General features: G+C 44.6%; 18 protein-coding genes. 1 reads left to right on the top strand and 17 read right to left on the bottom strand.

Annotated elements, in window-relative coordinates; translation table 11 throughout:
- Both WMO25_RS01710 and WMO25_RS01715 read right to left on the bottom strand, forming a co-directional pair.
- Positions 1 to 619 (bottom strand): AAA family ATPase (locus tag WMO25_RS01710; RefSeq protein ID WP_349083721.1); only part of this gene is annotated, 619 nt, incomplete at its 3' end.
- A 153-nt stretch (positions 620 to 772) separates the two neighbouring features.
- Positions 773 to 2401, bottom strand: a complete 1629-nt coding sequence (locus WMO25_RS01715; protein WP_349083722.1) for a S1C family serine protease — start codon at positions 2399 to 2401, stop codon at positions 773 to 775.
- Between the two features lie 265 nt (positions 2402 to 2666).
- On the opposite strand from WMO25_RS01715, the gene WMO25_RS01720 reads away from it, so the two are divergent.
- Entirely contained in the window at positions 2667 to 3725 is a 1059-nt protein-coding gene (locus WMO25_RS01720) for an LCP family protein (protein ID WP_349083724.1), read from the top strand.
- Positions 3726 to 3902: 177 nt separating this feature from the next.
- Here WMO25_RS01720 and WMO25_RS01725 read toward each other — a convergent pair whose 3' ends face one another.
- From WMO25_RS01725 to WMO25_RS01795, 15 genes are all read right to left on the bottom strand, one after another.
- The gene (locus WMO25_RS01725) at positions 3903 to 4487 is read right to left on the bottom strand and encodes an RNA polymerase sigma factor (RefSeq protein WP_349083726.1); all 585 of its coding nucleotides are present in this window, start codon (positions 4485 to 4487) and stop codon (positions 3903 to 3905) included.
- Between the two features lie 95 nt (positions 4488 to 4582).
- The gene (locus WMO25_RS01730) at positions 4583 to 5332 is read right to left on the bottom strand and encodes a glycosyltransferase family 2 protein (RefSeq protein WP_349083728.1); all 750 of its coding nucleotides are present in this window, start codon (positions 5330 to 5332) and stop codon (positions 4583 to 4585) included.
- Positions 5329 to 6711 (bottom strand): sugar transferase, encoded by a 1383-nt coding sequence (locus tag WMO25_RS01735; RefSeq protein WP_349083731.1) that lies wholly within the window; start codon positions 6709 to 6711, stop codon positions 5329 to 5331. The genes WMO25_RS01730 and WMO25_RS01735 overlap by 4 nt, the downstream gene beginning before the upstream one ends.
- Before the next feature lie 133 nt (positions 6712 to 6844).
- On the bottom strand, positions 6845 to 9007 hold the full coding sequence (locus WMO25_RS01740) for an SH3 domain-containing protein (protein ID WP_349083733.1): 2163 nt from the start codon (positions 9005 to 9007) through the stop codon (positions 6845 to 6847).
- A 225-nt stretch (positions 9008 to 9232) separates the two neighbouring features.
- Positions 9233 to 10909 carry a 2-isopropylmalate synthase gene (gene leuA, locus WMO25_RS01745; protein ID WP_117527145.1) on the bottom strand — a complete coding sequence of 559 codons (1677 nt, stop codon included), beginning with the start codon at positions 10907 to 10909 and terminating at the stop codon, positions 9233 to 9235.
- A gap of 530 nt (positions 10910 to 11439) precedes the next feature.
- A complete protein-coding gene (locus WMO25_RS01750) occupies positions 11440 to 11709 on the bottom strand; it encodes an HPr family phosphocarrier protein (RefSeq protein ID WP_015515309.1) in 270 nt (89 codons plus the stop codon).
- A 29-nt stretch (positions 11710 to 11738) separates the two neighbouring features.
- Complete coding sequence (locus WMO25_RS01755; protein WP_349083734.1) at positions 11739 to 12998, bottom strand: CdaR family protein; 1260 nt, start codon at positions 12996 to 12998, stop codon at positions 11739 to 11741.
- The gene (gene cdaA, locus WMO25_RS01760) at positions 12976 to 13848 is read right to left on the bottom strand and encodes a diadenylate cyclase CdaA (protein ID WP_349083735.1); all 873 of its coding nucleotides are present in this window, start codon (positions 13846 to 13848) and stop codon (positions 12976 to 12978) included. Before cdaA ends, WMO25_RS01755 begins: the two co-directional genes overlap by 23 nt.
- A gap of 36 nt (positions 13849 to 13884) precedes the next feature.
- Positions 13885 to 14871 (bottom strand): hypothetical protein, encoded by a 987-nt coding sequence (locus WMO25_RS01765; protein ID WP_015515306.1) that lies wholly within the window; start codon positions 14869 to 14871, stop codon positions 13885 to 13887.
- Complete coding sequence (locus tag WMO25_RS01770) at positions 14868 to 15308, bottom strand: hypothetical protein (protein WP_147322292.1); 441 nt, start codon at positions 15306 to 15308, stop codon at positions 14868 to 14870. Before WMO25_RS01770 ends, WMO25_RS01765 begins: the two co-directional genes overlap by 4 nt.
- Positions 15309 to 15418: 110 nt before the next feature.
- On the bottom strand, positions 15419 to 16174 hold the full coding sequence (locus tag WMO25_RS01775; protein WP_349083737.1) for a tRNA threonylcarbamoyladenosine dehydratase: 756 nt from the start codon (positions 16172 to 16174) through the stop codon (positions 15419 to 15421).
- 76 nt (positions 16175 to 16250) lie between these two features.
- Entirely contained in the window at positions 16251 to 18014 is a 1764-nt protein-coding gene (locus WMO25_RS01780) for an ABC-ATPase domain-containing protein (protein ID WP_349083740.1), read from the bottom strand.
- Positions 18015 to 18188: 174 nt separating this feature from the next.
- Positions 18189 to 20558, bottom strand: coding sequence for a ferrous iron transport protein B (gene feoB / locus WMO25_RS01785; protein ID WP_349083742.1), 2370 nt, complete (start codon positions 20556 to 20558; stop codon positions 18189 to 18191).
- A 177-nt stretch (positions 20559 to 20735) separates the two neighbouring features.
- Positions 20736 to 21299: a biotin transporter BioY gene (locus WMO25_RS01790; RefSeq protein WP_349083744.1), complete on the bottom strand. Its 564-nt coding sequence runs from the start codon at positions 21297 to 21299 to the stop codon at positions 20736 to 20738.
- Positions 21300 to 21557: 258 nt separating this feature from the next.
- Positions 21558 to 22115 (bottom strand): ANTAR domain-containing response regulator, encoded by a 558-nt coding sequence (locus tag WMO25_RS01795; RefSeq protein ID WP_215689204.1) that lies wholly within the window; start codon positions 22113 to 22115, stop codon positions 21558 to 21560.
- Positions 22116 to 22153 lie beyond the last annotated feature (38 nt).

A 22153-nucleotide genomic window follows, 5' to 3' on the forward strand; every position in this document is an offset into this window, starting at 1 on the left:
CGATATAGCCGGCCTCTGTCAGGGATGTGGCGTCTGTGATTGCCAGAGGCACATCCAGAAGTCTCGCCAGCGTCTTGACCAGATAGGTCTTGCCGCATCCTGTCGGACCGATCATCAGAATATTGGACTTCTCAATCTCAATATCATCCATTGTATTTGTTGCCACACGTTTGTAGTGATTATAAACGGCAACTGCGATCGCTTTCTTCGCCTGATCCTGTCCGATAACAAATTCATCCAGCTTTGCCTTCAGAATGTGCGGTGCAGGAATATTCTTTATATCAAATTCCGGATGGGCTTCTTCACCATCCTTCGCCTTCTTCTTCAGCTTCTGCTTCTTCGGGATCTGATTCTGTATATTCATCATATCATCCATATTCAGACCTCCCGGAAAAATATCCTGAATATTCATACCCTGCATCAGATCTGCATAGTTGCTGCCATCCATGACTCTGAAGCTGCGCTCCATACAGTCAATGCAAATACACATATTGTTCATACCCGGAATATGAAGCATACGTCCTGTCTTACTCTCCGGTCGTCTGCACATATAGCAGACATCTTCGTATTTCTGTTCATCTTCAGTGTCCTTTATATCATCGTTATTATAATCGCTCATTAACTCTGCTCATCCTCCTGTATTACTCTCTATTATAGACCAATCCCTGTCTGTATTCAATTTACAATTTTCTTAATTTTGATTTAAAAAAGGACGCATGAAAAATGAATTAACAATTTCCATACGCCCTTTGGTTATGCAATTCAGCCAATCTTACTGACCATTTGACTGGCCCAGACCGCCCTGACTGTTTCGGCTGCCCTGACCGTTATTCTGACCATTCTGCTGTGTACTCTGGCTGCTGTATCCGGCATCAGCCTTTGATCCCATGAGGGTTGTCAATGTCTGTTCTGTATAATTACCGTTGCTGTCCGGGAACTGTGCTGTAATGGTGACACTGTCGCCCGGTGCACAATTCTGGATCAGTTTCTGAAGGTCTTCCATTTTGGAAACATCTTCACCATTGAATCCGGTAATAATGCATCCTGCCTGCAGACCTGCACGCTGTGCAGCGGAACCAGATGCCACGTTACTGACATAGATACCAGCTGGTGCATTATAGGCAGATGCTGTATCTTCATCAAGTGTACCGCCTGTAATACCAAGGAATGCCGTTGTCTCATCTGTCTTTGCAACAATTGTACCATCGATGATGCCTTTGGCTGTTTCCAGTGCTGTATTAATAGGAATTGCATATCCCATACCTTCTACAGATGTATCTGAATACTTCACGGTATTCATACCGATCACTTCGCCCTTGCCATTCAGCAAAGCGCCGCCGCTGTTGCCGGGATTGATGGCTGCACTTGTCTGGAGCAATGTCATTGTCTTATCTGTCAATGCCACTTCTCTGTTGACAGCACTGATAACGCCTGTTGTCACTGACTGGCCGTATCCTAAAGCATTACCAATGGCAATCGCACTTTCACCGGCTTTCAACTGATCTGAATCGCCCATAACCATAACTGCGATAGCATTCTTTGTATCGTCGGATAACTGGGACATATCAATCGTCAGGACTGCCACATCCTTATCCTCATCGTATCCCTTAACCGTTGCTGTAGCTGTGGTTTCATCTGAAAACTGAACGGATACCTCTTTGGCACCTTCAACAACGTGGTAATTGGTCATAACATATAATGTATTGTTCTCTTCGCTGATGATCATACCTGAACCGGCGCCTTTGGATTCCTGTGTGTACTGTCTGCCAAACCAGTCGGTGGAAGTTGATTCAACGGTTGTATTCACAGCTACTATTCCCGGCATAACATTGGCTACAATATCAGACACATCATTGGAATCCGTTGTTGTCACACCTTCTGCCGATGTCTTCACAATCTGAACATTGTAAGAAGGTGAACCGCTGCCGCCGGCTGATGCAGATACACCTGTTGCTTTATTCACACCAAACATCACAGCTGAAGCTGCCAGTCCGAAGACAACGCCGAGACATGCTGCCTTAACCACCGTCTTGCCAAAACCGCCCTTCTTCCGGGAATGGTGTTTCTCAGGACCTGAATGGAAATTGCCGCTGCCGCCGTTTCCGCCATTGCCGCCGCTATTCTGTGTCGGATGATAATAGCTGTAATCATTGCCGGCCGCATAAGAACTGCCTGTGTGCGCTGTATTCGTTCTGTTCTCATATGCAGTACCGGATGTATATTCACTTCTTCTGTCTGTATCTGTATATAATGTAGAATTCTTCAAATCCTCTCTTGTCATTCTGTACAATCCGGATCCTTCCGTTCCTTCGTTCTGAGCGGTGCCTGCGGTCTGGTTCTGCTCATTAACATGATTATCAGTTTCTGTATGATCGAATCTATCTTGTTCATCAAATGCCATAATAGACAACCCCTTTCGTCTTTATTTCTTTTATGCCATTATACTACCACCTAATTGTGTTAAGATTGTGAACCAAAAATGAAAACTTTATGTTATCCAATCAATGACAACATTTGCCGATATTTGAGAAAAAGCTTGTCATCTCAACGTTTTTAAGGTATTATAAAAGTTGTTTATGCTTTTTAATATGCATTTCATTTTCATATAACCAATAGAGATTTCTGTCCGCGCAGGCATCTCGTACTACAAAGTGAGGATTTCTACAATGAGTAAAAGAAGAAAGAAGAAGAGATCATCCAAGACAAAGCGCTGGGGAATTATCTTCGGCATTGAATTGGTTCTTATTCTTATCCTGATCCCTGTTGTATTTGTCTATGCCAAGCTTTCTCTTATCCAGACAGCCTCTGCAGGTGATGTAGACAAAGCGAACATCGTTATCAACAATGATGTGGATGCCACAACACAAAAAGCATTGAAGGGCTACCGCAATATTGCACTTTTCGGTGTCGACTCCCGTGACGGCTCTCTTCAGACAGGCGCACGTTCTGACAGTATTATGGTTATCAGCATCAACCAGGAGACGAAGGATGTCAAGATTACCAGCATTTATCGTGATACATGCCTGAAAGTACCCGGATATGGTTTTTCAAAAGCCACTCATGCCTATGCCTACGGCGGTGCTGAGCTGTCCATGAGTATGCTGAATACCAACCTTGACCTGGATATCACAGAATTTGCAACTGTTGATTTCGGTGTCCTGGCCAAGATCATCGACGCTGTGGGCGGTATCGATCTGGATATCTCAGATGCAGAATACAGTCTGATCAATCCTCTGATTGATGAACAGAACAGCGCCACCGGTTCTGATTCCGAACACATATCCGGTCCGGGCTACCAGCACGTCAACGGTACACAGGCCACCGCCTATGCCCGAATCCGAAAGATTGACAGCGACTTCAAGCGTGCTGAACGCCAGCGAATCGTTTTATCCAAGGTTTTTGAAGAAGCCAAATCAGCAAATATCGGAACATTGCTGAATATTATCGATACGATTCTCCCTGAAGTATATACCAACATGACGAGCACCGACCTGATTTCCCTCGCCAAGGATATCTTCAACTACAACATTGCCGATCAAACCGGTTGGCCATTTGAGAAAGAAACAGGCTCTCTCCCTTCAGACGGATTGAGTTATGTCTTTGCAGACAGTCTTGAACAGAACGTCACAGAGCTACACGAATACCTCTTTGACAATGAGGATTATACCCCTTCTTCTACTGTTTCTGATATCAGCTATGAACTTTATTGCGAAACCGGTTATTAATACTCAAAAGGCGCTTCCTTCGCGGAAACGCCTTTTCTTCATTTACGCGAGCAACGAGCCAAAGTCCGTGCTTGCACGAGACCTTGGCGTTGCTAAGCGCCAGTGGCGCTTGTTAAGCAACGACCGAAACGGAGTGTAGAGGCCTCGATAACTTGAGAAACTCGCGGAGCGTGTTTCTCATAGTTTCTTATTCTTCTTTTGCTTTTCTTCTATCTTTCTCTGGAGCATTTCCCTGCCTCGCTGCATTCGCTTTCTGACCGTTGCCGGCTTCAGGTCCAGCAATTCACTGATCTGCTGCGGTGAATACCCATAAAGCCCGTTCAGTATGATCAAATTCGAATACATCTCCGGAATCTGCTGTACATCCGCCAGCAATTCCCGGTAAATGAGATTGTCTAATGACTCATCCGCCCTGATCATGCTGTGTCTGTAATCATTCTGATAGGTATAATCTTCCATGAAATAATATCGGTTGTTCTTCTTGAGCAGAGTGAAGCAGTTATTGACGAGAATTGTATTAATATAACATCTCGCTTTAATACTGTACGGATCACCAATCTGGTTCAAATGTTGCAGCAACTTCATAAATGTCCACTGAACAGCATCTTCTGCCCATCCTTCATCTCTCAAAATAGCATAGGCCTTCCGCTTCATCGTTGATGCATACAGTCTGAAGGTTATGTTAAATTTTGCCACCTGTTCAGGGTTTTGCTGCTCCTCTGAATGCATATTCGATCCCGAATCCGTCAAATTCATTGCCATACTACCGCCTCCCACAAGCTCTCCTCAAACTCTTATAATATATAAACCTTCTTTTTCAACGAATTGTGACAGAAAAACCGAAAAAAATTAATTTTTTAATGAAAGTAATATTTTTTGATACCGTTGAACATATATCCCGCGAAGCAAAACAATGCTTTTGGTATACTGAAACCCATGTGCCGATATACCTTAAACGTCATCTTCGCTGAATGAAGCTTATTGCCTGATTTGCCTGTCTTGCTCAGCCGGTAGTTCAATAAAGGCTGATTCACGGCACAGGCCGTATGATAATGTTTCAAAATCTGAAGCCACATAATATAATCTTCATGGCATTCATCATGTACCATCGGAAATGCAGTGGCTGCATCACGCTTGATCACAACAGAGGAACAATTGACAGGATTCTGGAACAGCAGATCCCTATATGTAAGCTTTTCTTTCACACCGATGATTCTCTCCGTCGGTCTTCCATCCGGTGTGACCAGCCGTCTTCCTGATGCACACAAAACATAACCAGTCTTTCTGAGTAATGTCAGCTGCATTTTCAGCTTTCCAGGCTCCCACCAATCATCGCAATCCAAAAAAGCGATATATTCACCTCTGGCCTGCCTTACACCCCGGTTGCGGCTCTCTGCAACGCCTATATTGTGCCTGTTATGCAGCACCGTTATCTCCGACCGCTCCATGTATGGCGACAAAGCCTCTGCCAGACAATCTGTTGAACCATCATCGACAATGATAATCTCCAACGGTACATCCTGTATTAAAGCTGAATCAATCGCCTGTGCAATATAATCCGCACCATTATGCACAGGAATAATAACAGATACCTCTACATGCTTCAATTCTTCTTGTCCTCCGTACGCAATGCTGTCTTCTGACCGGTATCAAGCCCCTCTGAGTTCTCTTTCTGGAAAAGAATCTTCACTGTCTGAATAATGATCATCAAATCCAGTGCGAAGGTATAGTTCTCGATGTAAGTCAGATCCAGTTTCAGCTTATCATAAGGTGTTGTACTGTATTTGCCGAAAACCTGTGCATAACCTGTCAGTCCTGCTTTCATCTTCAGACGGAAATCAAACTCCGGAATACTCTTCTTATACAGTTCTGCAATCTCAGGGCGCTCAGGACGCGGACCGACAAATGCCATATCCCCTTTTAGAATATTGAAGAGCTGTGGCAGCTCATCGATATGCAGAGACCGGATCACATGCCCAACAGGGGTAATACGGTCGTCATTCTTCTTCGCCAGCTGTGCACCGGTTTTCTCAGAATCCACACGCATGCTTCTGAATTTGTAGATCATAAAAACCTTATGATTATATGTCAACCTTTCCTGTTTGTAAAAAACCGGCCCGCCATCATAAAGCTTAATCAATACAGCCACCAGAAGTAATATCGGTGAAAAAACAACCAATATGATACATGAAAAAACAATATCTGATGCTCTCTTGAGCAGTCTCTGCTCTGCTGTCAAGCCGCGATTCCTGAACAGCATCAATTCTGTATCGAAGAGATTGATGGTTGTTGAACTCTTGATCATAATATCCGAAATCTTCGGAATACTGTAACAGCGAATAGAGTTGGCATAACAATATTTCAAAAATTTATTGCGATAAACAGACGGAATATCACCGATCACAATTGCTTCATAATAGCTGATCCGTTCTATGACTGCATCATAACCCTCTGAAATATTGATCATATCAACAATACTGTACTTGTCCGTTCTGGATGTCATCTTCTGGATCAGTGCCTTTGGATTGATATCACCATAAACAAGCAGCATCTGTCTAGGCGGATAAATCTTCGCATAAATCCATCGCATGAAGATCACCCATGCAATAACAGCGACAACATCATAAAGGGTCATCTGCATGATAGGTTCCAGATAAGCCGAAAAACGCCAACGGCCAATCAGCGCCAGCTGCATATAAGTCACGCCATTGCAGCATAAAACGGCAAGGATCTGGGACGCAATAACATCTGAGACTTTCAGATAACCAACCTTATAGGCACCAAAAATTTTTGAAAAGAAGAAATTGATAAAAGCATACACTCCCATCAATGCCCAGTTGCCTCGGCGCCAGTATAATGCTCCGATAACTGATCTGTAGTTATAGTAGCGATGCCAAATATAGTAGAATATCACCACTTGAACAAGCAGAATCAGTGCAGAAGCAAAAAACATAATTAAGCGTTTATATTGTTCTCTATTTTCCACAATCTTTTCTCCTTAGACTACAATATATTTCATTATAATCTGATTTTTCAAAAATAACAATCAAAACCTGTGGTAAAAACACGATTTACCACAGGTTTTGCCAAATTATGTATTTCGTTGTTAGATCAGCCGATTACTTGCTGATATACTGAGATGAAACATAGCCGTCATAACTCACACCGCCATAGTTCACTGTAATATGATACCAGAGACTTCCGCTGCCGTCCTTAACAGATTCACTGATCGTCACTTTGGTTCCTTCGGAAATAACAACCAGTACTTTGTTGGATGTACCTGCTCCGCTTCGAACATTCAGCCATCCATCAACAACACGACCGCTTGTCGGTGTACTGTCCGATGCCTGATCGGATGATGCTGTGCTGCCTGATGAGGAGGACTGCTTCAGCATATCAGAACGGATATAACCGGTATTGCCGGACTTTGCCTTGACCTTATACCAGATATTTCCGCTACTGTCCTTATCCTGACCTACAACCGTCAATGTATCCTCAAGATAAATGACTTCAATAACACCCTTGGATGTACCGGCTCCGCTTCGCATATTGACACCGTCATATTTTACCTGCATCTTCTGTCCATTCAGATCTGATTCTGTTCCTGAATTTGAATTATTGCTGTCACTCTTTGTATCGCTGCTGTTTGAGCTGTCAGCCTTTAGAAGGTCAGAGCGGATATAACCGTTCTTGCCGGATGCTGTCTTAATCTTATACCAGATATTGCCACTGTTATCCTTATCCTGACCTACGACAGTTACCTTCTCATTCTGATAGACAACCGTCACAACGCCCTTAGATGTGCCGGCTCCACTTCGAACATTGACCACATCATACGCAACCTTCATTGTCTGTCCGAATACATCTGTTGAAGTATCTGAGTTGTTGTTATTGCTGCTGTTGCCACCTGCGTTCTTCTTCGTCAGATAAGAAGAATGCACATAGCCAGTCTTACTGCCTGCAGTAATCTTATACCACAATGTACCGCTGCTGTCCTTTGCTTCTCCGGTAATCGTTACTGCTGTATTCTTTGTCAGTGTTGTCACGACTGAATAATTTGTTCCGGCACCTGAACGCATATTCAATGCACCGCAGTTAACAACTGCCGGGATAGATGTTGCCGGTGTGCTGTTATCAGAATTACTATTATTGTTATTATTGCCATTGCTGCTGTTATCACTCTTTAATGTAATATACTGTGCAAAAACATAACCCTTATAGCTCTTACCGCTCTTCTTGAATGACACCGCATACCACTTACTGCCGCTGCTGTCTTTAGCTGTTCCGGTAATTGTAACCGCCTGGTTTCTGGATATGGTTGTCACCACACTGCTTCCTGTACCCGCGCTGCTTCGAACATTCAGTGCTGAACAGTTCACAACGCCGCTGCCTGATGCAGTTTCTGTATTATTATTATTGTTATTAGAACCGGAATTCTTGACTGTAATGTAATCGGCACAGACATAACCTGTTCTGCCGCCTACCTTCACTTGATACCATTTCGTTCCCTTGCTGTCATTAGCTTCGCCAAGGATATCTACACTGGTATTCTTGCTGATGGCTGTAATAATGCTGTTATTCGTACCAGCTCCGCTTCGGACATATAAGCTGGAACAATTCACAGTGCCTGTTCCGATCACTTTGTCAGGCGTCGTTGTATTGTCTGTATTGCCCGGATCCCCTGAAACTGTACCGCCTGCATTCTTGCCTTTATAGATAGCCAGACGATCCACACCGGATTCACTGTATGTTGCAAAAAGATCTGTATTACGGTCACCCGGATCCAGCATATAGACTGTGCTGCCTTCAATTCTGTCAACAGCTACCCAGTGTCCGCCGTTTCTGACAGAAACAATAACACCGTAGCCGTTATTGACATACTCCGCCATCTTGGCAATCTTCTGTGCCTTTGTCATATTCGCCAGGCTCACTCGGCTGTTATACAGCGTAAAATTGTCTGCTGCGCCGCCTACCTTGCCCCAATACAAAGAACCATCTGATGTAAAACCGCCGTTGTTATTCAAGTAGGTAACCAATGTTCCCGGATTAAAGGAGGATGCATCTGCACTGCCTGTATGACAAATCAACATTGCAATAGCTGTAACCAGACATCCTGATGACTTCATGGTATACTGGCTCTTACCTAAATGAATGCTTCCCCATTCCGAATCCCACTGTGCCCAGGACCGATAATCAGAACTGGCTGCATTCGCAGTGACAGTTCCTGATAATGGGATACACATCAACATAATCATCAACATTGCTAATAGCTTCTTCTTCATACGTTTTATACTCACTTGCCTTTCCGTCCTTCTCTGTTATGTATTTTCATCGATACATATCGTTTTATTTCAATTTGTATCACACCAACTGGTACTATTCTATCACACCCTTTAACATTTTTAAAGTTATTTTGTAACAAAAATTTAATTTTTTGTTACAAAATAACCGTATAAAAAGGCTGCCGTCACCTGTTATATGACGGCAGCCTTCATGACTGCAATGCTTTATTTCTTTCTGAAGAACAGTCTGTTCATCGCGCTGAAAATCGCTCTTACAGAGGAACGTGTGATGTTGGAACTGATACCAACACCGAAAGCTTTCTCGCCTGTTTCTGAATTCATCAGTTCAATATAAGATGCAGCCTGAGAATCGGAACCGGTTGTCAATGCATGCTCCTCGTACATTGTCAGTTTGGTATTGAAACCACCCTGGTTGCACAGTGCATGCTTAACTGCATCAATTGGCCCGTTGCCGAAGCCTTCGATGGTCTTTAACTCATCCTTGAATGTATAAGTCAGAACAACCTTTGTATCGTAGCCTTCTGTTGTCTCGGAAATATCTTCTGCGCGCATCTTCTTGAAATGCAACGGATATTTTGCATTGATATACATCTCTCTGAACTTGTCCATGATCTGTGACGGTGATACTTCACCCTGACGCTCAGAAAGTAACTGAATCTCATCAGCCAGCTCTTTGTGCATCACCTTCGGGAGTTTGAAACCATAGTAATGATCCATAACAAAGGCTACGCCGCCCTTTCCGGACTGACTGTTAATACGAACGATCGGTTCGTACTCTCTTCCAAGATCTGCCGGGTCGATCGGCAGATATGGAACTTCCCAATACTCGGAATTTCTCTGTTCCATCGCATGAAGTCCCTTGTTGATGGCATCCTGATGAGAACCTGAGAATGCTGTGAAGACCAGCTTGCCTGCATATGGATGACGCGGATCAATATCCATCTTGGTACATCTCTCATATACATCTATAATCTCATTGACATTCTCAATATCCAGTTCCGGATTAATACCCTGTGAAAACATATTGTAAGCAATGTTCAAAATATCGACATTACCTGTACGTTCACCGTTTCCAAATAATGTACCTTCAATTCTGTCTGCACCAGCCAGCAATGCCAGTTCAGAAGCAGCCACACCGCAGCCTCTGTCGTTATGCGGATGAATACTCAGCACAATCTTGTCACGCTCTGTAAAATGTCTGGACATCCATTCAATCTGGTCTGCATAGACATTCGGTGTTGTCATCTCAACTGTTGCAGGCAGATTGAAGATGATCGGATTCTCCACAGTCGGCTGCCATACTTCCTTGACTGCCTCACAGATATCCAGCGCAAAATCAAGCTCTGTACCTGTAAAGCTCTCCGGTGAATACTGAAGCTGGATATTGCCGTCAAAGCCTTCCATATACTTCTTCACCATCTTCGTACCATCAACTGCAATCTGCTTGATCTCTTCACGACCCATATTAAAGACCACATCTCTCTGCAAGGTGGATGTGGAATTGTAAATATGGATAATGACATTCTTGCATCCCTGAATAGCCTCAAATGTTCTCTTGATCAGATGCTCTCTGCACTGGATCAGGACCTGAACCTTAACATCATCAGGAATCAGATTTCTCTCAACCAGTGTTCTCAGGAAATCATATTCAATCTGAGAAGCTGCCGGGAAACCAACTTCGATTTCCTTGAATCCCAGTTTCACAAGCAAATTGAAAAATTCAATCTTCTCTTCAACAACCATTGGCTCGATCAGTGCCTGATTGCCGTCTCGCAGATCGACACTGCACCAGATCGGTGCCTTCTGGATCTCTTTGTCCGGCCACTGTCTCTCCGGATAATGAACTACAGGTACTCTCTTATATCTCTTATAATTTAACATTTTATATTCCTCCGTTAATCACTGTATTTGCGCATGAAAATAAAGCCAAGGAATTCCATCAGCTTTAACTATCTGCGGACCTTTCTGCTGCATCTCCGTTAGTTATCTTACGATCTATGAGCGACGGAGTCGAAGGACCACTCCATATACAATTAACTTAAACAATGTCGGACTTAAAATACTAACCCCATGTCTTTCATTCCTTTTCAACCTATTTCCAGACGAACTTCGTCTAAATATTACTTTAGCAAAAAAAAGTGCATCTGTCAATATTCTGTGTATAAAAATGCGGTGTGCCGCCCGGATATTCACAAGGAAAGGCCGAACAAAATGTTCATCACTGGCCGCTTCCGCTACTAAATCTCCGCTCCGTTTCGATAAGTGCTGAAGCACCTGTGACTGAACATTTTATTCGGCCTCTCCTATCCGAGTACTATTTGCTCAATACAATATGTATTTTTATTCAAATGATAGATGACCCGATCATTTTTATTTCCGCACCGATGCGTATGGACTTTCCGCTTACGGATTTATAGTTCTTCGAGTCGTTCTCTGATAACCAGTTCCAGTTCTTTCAGGGCTGCGTTTTCATCGTTACCGTCACAGGACAACGTTATCCTATCCCCTGATTTGACACAGGCTGACAGAACACTCAGTACGCTTTTGGCATTGGCCTCTGTTCCGTCTGCTGTCGTTATTGTAATATGTGATTGAAATTTTGTTGCGGCTTTACACAGAATACCTGCAGGTCTCAGATGAAGTCCCGACGGGTTTTGAAGCTGCAGTTCTACACTTACCATCTTCAGTGCCTCCCTCAATATCCTATTTTCTATTCATCACTGGTCTTAGAAATCACCACATGTACATATGCATCTGCGGCCAGTTCCAAATTATCATCAAAGATGACCGTCAGCGGCAGGTCATATTCTCCCTCACCATAATTGCTCACATCGATCAGCGCTGTCAGATTATCTGTTGTCAGACTGTTAATCTCACTGGATATTCCTTTAACTTTCAATGTTACTGCCTTATCAGAAGACCCTGTCCCGCTCTTTTGATAAGTATCGGCTGTATTACTGCCCTTCAGCGATATCTTGCTCAGCGGCAGTTCAAAGGATGTCTCTATAATCTGCTGAATATCCACAACCAATGCAACTGTTGCTTCCTTATCCGTAAATACAACACCATCCGGAAGCTGCTCGGCAAGATTCTGTACAATTGATATGGAATCTTCCACCTTGCTGTTCTTGCCTGAAATATCATAATCCTTCAGTGTTACCTGACTGATCTTGTCCAGATCTTCCTTTCTTCCGGCAACAGTCACCTCTTTCGGTTCATAGGCTGCCGAAACCATCTTGTATCCATGCGCCACCTGTCCCGTTACACCAAAGTCCACCGGCACCGTCTTTGTCTCATAGATTGGCACAGTGACACTGATATCAGTCTGTGAAATATTCAATGTAGAACTCGATACCTCACCCTCGCTCTGATCCAGCAGCTTCAGCGTCGTATTCGTCGTCACATCCGTTGTATTACCGCTGCCTATGCTGACATTGACACTGGCCTCGTTAATCTTATTGACCACCGACTCAGGACCGGATACTGTAACCATATTCGGTGTTGCCACACCCTGACCGATATAATAGCCCTCAGAAACCTTGCCATTCGTATTCACTTTGACATTTAACGACTTCTCAACCAGATCTTCTATTTCAACCTTGAGTGCTGTGCTGCTTCCAATTGGTGTGATCTCAAGACTCGGATATTTCGGGCATGAGACATCCACCATGACCGCACCTGTAATCGACAGTGTGGAAAGATCTGCCACTGCCAGAAGATCATCCTTCGACAATCGATTGACCACCGAGGTCTTTCCCTTGACCTTGACACTGACTGTATTGCCGCCTACATAGCTGTAGGCCTTACCTGCTTCAGTGATCTGATCTCCATTCACTTCCGTCACGCTGATATCTGAAAATTCACGGGTATACACCGGATCTTCAATGCTTAAAACGACAATCCATACCAGAATTGCAAGAGCCAATGACAGAAGTTTCAAACCAAAATTATGCGTCAGTCTTTCTCTCATTCTTAATCCTTCCCATCAGCTTTTTACGTTTGCCTTCTTCTATTCCCTGTGTAATCTCTGAAAGTTTCTTCTTCAATTCATCCTGTCCAACATCCCGCTTCAGCAATCCGCCTTCCGCTATTGAAACAGCACCGGTTTCTTCCGAAACAATAATCGTCAGACTATCGGAAACTTCACTGATGCCAACGCCGGCACGATGTCTTGTTCCCAACTCTTTGCTAAGTTCCATATTGTCACTCAGCGGCAGATAACAGGTCGCCGCTACAATTCGCTGGTTCCTTATGAATACCGCACCATCATGGAGCGGTGTATTATGTTCAAAAATATTCATCAGCAGCTGACTGGATATCTGTGCATCAATGGGAATACCCGTACGCTCGTATTCATTGAGAATCACCTGCTTCTCCATAACGATCAGCGCACCGGTTTTGACCTTGCCCATCTCATATACGGCACGTACAATTTCGGAATTGATCTTGTCCAGACTTCTCCTGTCCTCCTCTGCGCGCACCGTTGCCGGACCGAAAATAGAGAAGATAATATTCTTCCTTCCCAGCTGTTCCAATGCACGTCTGAGCTCAGGCTGAAAAACAATCACAACAACCGTCACAAGCACACCTGCGGTCTTCGACATGATCCATGTCAGTGTTGTCAGATGAAAGAAATAGGAACCCAGGGCAAGAACCGTCACGACAACAATGCCCTTCAGAAGTGTCCAGGCTCTGGTGTTCTTGACCCATATCAGCAGTTCATAAATAATAACTGTGAGGATAAGGATTTCAACAATATAGGTAATATGAAACGACTGCGGCAATCCAATATTCGTCAATGATTTCATCCAGTTATTCATTTCATATCCCCCCTGTCTTTCACTGATTCCCGTTAACTATTCCTCATGATCCTTCGATGCCTGCACCTCTTTGGATGCAAACGCCTTCTTCCTGGAATTCATCTTCACAACATTCTTCTCCGGTTCCGATATGAAAATCTTCGGAACAGCCTTTACATAATAATAATAATCGTCATCTTCAAATTGTATATATTCTTTTCTGGAATAATCTACAGCACATTTCATAAACTGCAAAAATACTGCCAGTAAAGTACCAATGATGATACCCACGTTCGTCATGATTATATTCAGCTCTGTTCCAAATGCCGCTGCACAGAAAAACGTAACAATGATCTCTGCTGCTGCACCGGCCACAATCGCTGCATACCAGGCATAATCAAAGGATAACTGACTGATCAGATAAACAACCGTCATCGTCACTGCTGCCGCAATGGCATAAGACCAGATAGACTTGTCATCGGCTAACTGACCGAAAATCGTGCTGATGGCTTCTGTCGCACCTTCAAGGTTGATGGACATGCCTGTACCTGTCATGGATACAGCCGCACATGCATATCCCAGAAACTTCACCATAAACAGACCGATCACTGCCGGAACAACCGCATAAGGTGAAAAATACATACCTGCCAGGATCGGGATCATATAATGAAGATTGTACTGCATCAGTACCGGCACCGCCAGCAACACAACACTCTGTCCCGGTGCAAACTTCAAAAACATCAGATACACGATGAGCATAACCACAACTGTCAGAACAGCAAGCAAAACGGACAGCTTCACCATATGTGCTGCAATAACTGCTGCCACGATAAATACCGAAAAACTGCCCGGAATAATCGAGCAGATCAATGCCAGCAATATATTGACCATCGGATTGTTCAAAACTTCAAAATATCCAAGCTGTGAATTGACACAACTGAAAACAAACATCATTCCTATAAACTTGGCAATGATCAGGAACCATGTCTCGTATTCTTTCACAAAGCGATTGATTCTGTCCCTCATCACAAAAATCTCCGTCATCTCTTATCCTCCTGTGATCGGCTGTTCTTCTCACCGCACTGGTCAATATGGCGCAGTATGCGATAATACTTCTTTAACTGTTTATGGCTTGACTGATACTGCCATGCATAATAAATAATACCAATACCCGTATAAATAAGCGCAAGAATCAGGTAAACAAGCAGTACTTCCTTCAGGAACACCATCAACTGCATATTCGCTGCTAATGCGAATATATCCTCAATCTTGCAAACCGCATAGAGTCCTACCATCAGAATATAGGCAACCGTCACACCAATCATGTTCTTCATCAGATGGAGTCTGACATAATCACCAAGAAAATATTCATTTCGTTCAAGATCCGTATGTCCCTGACGCTTCTCATAAATAGAAGCTCTGGTCATCCAGCGGATTTTCTCTTCATTCAGCATAAACTTATCCTTTCCTCTATTATTCAATCCGGGCGTTTCTTCCCGCCGGGATAACCCAAAAGGTATATTGAGTATACCACATTTATACCTTATATGCCATAATTTAGAGAAAAAAAGTAATATGCGATACAGCCGTCTTAATGTACCGTCAAATCCTTAATAACCTCTCCGGCAATGATCAGGCCCACCACAGACGGGACAAAGGCTGTACTTCCCGGAATCTGACGTCTCTGTGTACAGGTTCTTGCACTTCCCGGCGGACAGATACAATGTGACCTGCAGCTGTTGGCCGTATCATCAATCGGTGTTAATGCCTTTTCTTTCGAATAAACAACTTTCAGCTTGCGGATGCCCCTTTTCTTCAGCTCCCGGCGCATAACCTTTGCCAGAGGGCATACCGATGTCTTATAAATATCCGCCACTTCAAAAGCTGTCGGATCCAGTTTATTGCCAGCTCCCATTGAACTGATGATCGGTGTACCGGCCTTCTGCGCAGCCTCCACAAGCATAATCTTGCCCGTGACGGTATCGATGGCATCCACAACATAATCATAGACAGAAAAATCAAAAGCATCTGCCGTATCCGGCATAAAAAATATCTTATAGGTATTGACCACTGCATCCGGATTAATATCCAGAATTCTTTCTTTGGCTGCATCCACTTTGTACTGTCCGATTGTTTTTCTTGTTGCAATAATCTGACGATTGATATTCGTCAGGCACACCCTGTCATCATCAATCAGATCCAGCGTGCCGACGCCGCTTCTTGCCAGGGCTTCAACTGTAAATCCGCCGACACCGCCTATTCCAAAAACTGCCACTCTGGCATTTTTCAGTTTTTCCATATTGTCATGTCCCAGCAGTAATTCTGTTCTAGAAAACTGATTCAACATATTTTCCTCCTAAATTCAATGCACGCATTTACAACATTCCTTATCAAAGTCCTTCCTGTCAGGCGTGTACCATCCATTAACCGCGGTATCTGTTGAGTACCGCATATATTTCCTGCGTCCTCGGCCGTGCCAGCCCGCAGGGTACATAGCCACTGCAAAAAGCCTGCCATCCTTTTTTCTCAAAAAGTGTTTCTATTTCACTGACAGATTCCCGGACTGTCTGTGCTGACTTTGCCTTCTCCAGAAGATAACGCATAAAATAAGCCAATGCCGTTGTCTGCTCACTGTCTGCCAGCTGCTCTGTATATCTCAGATCAACGTTTTCCTTATCAAGCATCAGCATTTCTTTGCCCATGATCTTCACTTTCATTGTACGCGGACGATCTGCGGCACCTGATCCATGCCGTCCTCTCCGGCCGCCGCGTTCTCTGCCCGTGTCCGTCACTTCCCGTTTATGACCGGCTGCCGGACTTTTTCTGTCAAATACCGGCATCTCAAAGGCTGCAGTCTGCACCTGCTCCATAACATGCTGTCCACAGGCATTTTGTCCACAGATGTTGCGGACTTTTTCCGTGATATCCACCACATGATAGCGATCCATCTGGATAACTCTGTCTGCTTCATAAAAGAATGCGCCTGAGCTTCCGGCAACAAGAATTGTCGATATACCCGCCTGCTCATAAAGTGCGCGCATCCGCTCGATAAATGGCGTAATCGGCTCTTTCTCCCGGGAAATCACCCGCTGCATCAGCGCATCCCGCACCATAAAATTCGTTGCCGATGTATCTTCATCGATCAATAACAGCCGTGTCCCCGCCTCCATGCTCTCAACAACTCCCGCAGCCTGAGAAGTGCTACCGCTGGCATCCATCGTTGAAAAGCAGGTCGTATCCCTGCCATTCGGAAGATCATTGATGAACATGGAAATATCTACATTCCTCACAGAACGCCCATCTTCCGCTCTGAGCTTCACTGCCGTATTGTCTGTGATAACCAATTCCCTGCCATCACCGCCGATATGATTATACACACCGTTTTGCAGAGCCTCCAAAAATGTAGACTTGCCATGATAACCGCCGCCGACGATCAGCGTAATGCCCTCAGGTACAGCCATTCCTGTTACCTTGCCGCGATGCGGCAGTTCAACCGTCTCTGTCATTGAATCCGGTGCCGTAAACGGAACGCTTCCTGTCATCGGCAGTTCTGACACACCGCTCTTTCTCGGCAAAACAGAACCATTTGCCGCAAAAGCGACCCATTGCCTCTCCACAAGTATCTTCCGCAGCGCTTCCTGATCCTCTGCCAGCCAGACAGCCTGTTCCACTGCTCGATGATCAAGCCTTCGCCAGCACATGGCATTCTCGATGCACTCCGGCAGAAAATCAAATAATATCTTCTCCAGCTCCTTGGCCTGAATCGTCCTTCCAAAAGCCGGAAAACCCACATGAAATCTGAGAATAATCCCTTCCCCGTCAATTTCGCAGGCGCTTCGCTCCAGTACCTCCTGGCCGCACCGGCTGATGCTCATCAGACCGCTCTTGCCGGATCCCCTGGCCTTGAAATTGCATTTTTCAAACTGTCTCCCTGCTTCACGGACAATATAATCTCTGAGTGCTGTTTTTGCATACGGATTCTCATAATATCGCTCCGGAATCCTGGCCTGTCTGTGAGACAACTCCACATGCAGACTGGAAGGTGAGGCAAACGGATCTCCCTGCACATGATCAATGGTTAATCTATATTTCTCAAACTGCCAGGTTCCTGCCAGTGCCTTATAGGCCGGATAGCTCCGCCTGTCCATCCCCCGCAGTTCATTTTGAAGCTCTTCAGCTGTTCGCATTCCAAAAATCTCCTTTCGGCCATTTTGACTCTTACTATTTTATTACAACTCATTCTCCCGGTCAATCACTGAACGAAAGGAATTCAACAAAGTACGCATCTGAGTCAGCAACGTAAAAAGCTGCCTTCCGGGAACTTTCCGAAAAGCAGCCTGTAAAGTAAAATATGTCATCTGTTACAAAAACATCAGCAAATGATACATGGCAAATGCGCATACCCATGCAATGGCGCACTGCAGAATAACCACACCAATGGCCCATTTCTGTCCCAGTTCCCTTCGTATGGATGCAATGGCAGCTATACACGGCGTATAAAGCAAACAGAATACAAGCAATGCTGCCGCTGCTTTTGTCGATATCAGCGACGTCAGTGCAGTTGTTGTCCCAAACAAAATAGATAATGTGGAAACAACGCTCTCTTTGGCAATAAAACCGGTGATCAATGCTGTTGATATTCTCCAGTCACCGAATCCAAGCGGCGCAAAAACAGGTGCGATCACACCGGCAATACCGGCCAGGATACTGTCTTTGGATTCTGTCACCATATTCAGATGCGGACTGAATGTTGTCAGGAACCAGACAATAATTGTTGCCAGAAATATAACCGTAAATGCTCGCTGAAGGAAATCTTTTGCCTTATCCCACAAAAGCTGCAAAACATTCTTGGCTCCCGGCATTCTGTAATTCGGCAGCTCCATAACAAAAGGTACCGCATCCCCTTTGAAAATACTGTTCTTCGCAATCATTGCCACCAGAATACCGACTGCAATACCGCCAAAATAAAGTGCAACCATAATCAATCCGCTGTACTCCGGGAAAAATGCTGCCGTAAAAAATCCGTAAATCGGCAGTTTTGCGGTACAGCTCATAAACGGAATCAGCATGATCGTCATCTTACGGTCACGTTCTGATGGCAGGGTTCTACTGGCCATAACCCCCGGTACTGAACACCCAAAGCCGACCAGCATCGGTACGATACTTCGTCCCGAAAGACCGATCTTTCTCAACAGCTTATCCATAACAAAAGCCACTCTGGCCATGTAACCTGTATCCTCCAGAAGTGACAGGAAGAAGAACAACGTCACGATGATCGGCAGGAAGCTTAACACACTGCCGACGCCATTAAAAATGCCGTTAATAATCAACGAATGCAGGGCATCATTCACATTCCATGCTGTCATTCCCGCATCTGCCAGTTCCGTCAGCCATCCAATGAACTGTTCAAGCAGTCCCTGCAGCCATGCCCCGATCACGTTGAATGTCAGCCAGAAAACCAGCGCCATAATACCGATAAAAGATGGAATAGCTGTATATTTGCCGGTAAGGATCTGATCAATCTTACGACTTCTCTCGCGTTCCTTGCTCTCATGCGGTTTGACCACGCATGCTTCTGTCAGGTGCTGGATAAATGAAAAACGCATATCCGCAATGGCCGCTGCACGATCAAGTCCGCGCTCCTCCTCCATCTGACAGATAATATGCTCAAGCATCTCCTGCTCATTCTGCGACAGTTTCAAAGCTTCCAGGATGCCGTTATCGCCCTCCACCAGCTTTGTGGCCGCAAAGCGCACAGGGAGGCCGGCCTGTATGGCATGATCTTCAATCAGATGCATAATGCCATGCAGACAGCGGTGAACCGCACCGCCATGATCACTCTCATCGCAGAAATCTTTCCTTCCGCGGCATTCCTGATACTTCGCCACATGCAGCGCATGACTTGCAAGTTCCTCAATACCTTCATTCTTCGCTGCCGAAATCGGTACAACCGGAATTCCAAGAAATGTCTCCATCTCATTGATATCAACGGTTCCGCCATTGCCGCGCATCTCGTCCATCATATTCAATGCCAGCACCATCGGTACATCCAATTCCATCAGCTGCATGGTCAGATAAAGATTTCTCTCAATGTTGGTTGCATCCACAATATTAATAATACCTGTCGGCTTTTCATCAAGAATAAACTGCCTTGAGACAATTTCCTCACTTGTATAGGGTGACAGGGAATAAATTCCCGGCAAATCTGTCACCAGTGTATTCTCATGTCCTCTGATCACACCGCTCTTACGGTCCACAGTAACTCCCGGGAAATTACCTACATGCTGGTTGGAACCGGTGAGCTGATTAAATAATGTTGTCTTACCGCAATTCTGATTGCCCGCCAATGCAAAAGTCAGTGTTGTCCCATCCGGAAGCGGATGCTCCGTCTCCTTCTCATGGTATTTGCCACCCTCACCAAGACCGGGATGATCCGTAAAGCGCCCGCTTTCCTTCAATCTTCCACCTTTTCCCGCCTTAGAGGCCTCATGTTCGGCTCCTGCCTTCTGAACTTCTTCAATCTCTATCTGCTCTGCATCTGCCAGTCTCAGTGTCAATTCGTATCCGTGAAGCCTCAGCTCCATCGGATCTCCCATCGGCGCATACTTCACAAGTGTTACCTGAACCCCCGGAATCATGCCCATATCCAGAAAATGCTGCCTAAGGGCACCTCTTCCGCCTACTGTCGTGATAACGGCAGATTCACCCATCTGTAAATCTCTTAATGTCATTTTATGTCTCCTATTGATAAAAAAAATCAATTCTTACGGAGTTAGTCTATCCTTATTAATAATTTTTGTCAATAGCTGTCGAGGCAGAATATAGTAAACAAAATAAAACGTTCTTTCCCACAAAGAAATCGTGCCCACCAAAGTGTTCACGATTTCTTATTTTGCGTGTTTTTATTTCTACAATTCACCGGCCTTTGCTGCCCTTTTTCTCACCTGTCTGCCGATGATCACGGCCAGCACCGTCAAAACGATATCTTTTGGTACAAATGCTGTCAGAGAATAAATAATAATGCCTCTCAGATCATTACCTGAAAGCAATGCCCACTGCAGGGCGCCCACACCTTCACAGACAGCCAGACCCACCAGAGATAAAATAATATTCACTGTCATATTCAGCTTTGCATTCTGCGTCTTCGGCTGGATACCGCATAAAATTGTCATCACCGGCCACGCAATGATGTAACCGCCTGTCAGGCCTGTCAGAACAGAAAGCCCGCCTTTAAAATTAGCAAAAACCGGAACGCCAACGGCACCGATTAAAATATACACAAGAACCGCCAGAACACCTCTCTTCCAGCCCAGGATCACACCCACCAGTGCAACCGCAAAAACCTGCACCGTAATCGGGACACCTGTCGGCATCGGCAGGGAAACCTGGGACATAACCGCCAGAAATGCGGCAAACATGCCGGCTAACACAATATTCTTCACTGAAATTCTGTTTGAAAATTCATTTTCCATGGTAACAACTCCTCTACATCTCTTCTTAATGTAGAAACAAGCATTTGCAAAAAAGAATTATTCAAGAAAAGCTGTTCGTGTAAAACTATAACTTTTTTTGCAAATGCTTGTTTCTTTCATTCAAATAAAAATTTCTGATGTTGGTATTGTAAACCATGAAAAGCCTATTGTCAACCTTTTTTATATTTAAGTTAACAATAGGCTTATATACATTTTCTATATGCACTTTTCAATACCCTTGAAGTTTCGCACACCGCTTTACGCCTGAGAATAAATCTCAATGACCATCTGCGCTGTCTCTACCATGTTAGTTCCGTTATCCATGCTGCATTTCTGTATGTACCTGTGAGCTTCGACCTCGGACATATTCTTTGTCTCCATCAAAAGGCTTTTGGCATGCTCAAGCAAGGCTCTCTCAGCGGATGAACGCTCCTTCGGCTTCTCTCTGCGCTTCTTGCGTCGGCGTATGATGGTTATCTCGATGGCCTGCAATGTTGTAAACAGATCATAGACTTTGACCGGCATGGGAATTTTGATAACGTTGTACTCAAAAATATGGCTCAGATTACCCTGAGAGGCCATAACGATCATCTGCCATGTATCCGGAAGATCCGCCAGAAGGTCACTGTAAGTCATATCCTGGTACTTATAGCCCGACACAACAATGCCGTCGGAGCCTTCCATCTGATCAACGGCCTGACTGACAGCGGCTCCGTTGGTACAGACAGTGACCACATTATGCCCGTGCCTCATCAGAAGGTTGCGGATATTAATGCCATCCTTCTGGCTTGAAAAGACAACGATAATATTAACCACTCTTTTCCACCTCCATTAATGATTCATCAAGAAGGGGA

This window comes from Coprococcus intestinihominis, from assembly GCF_040096555.1.
Classification (GTDB): domain Bacteria; phylum Bacillota; class Clostridia; order Lachnospirales; family Lachnospiraceae; genus Coprococcus_A; species Coprococcus_A intestinihominis.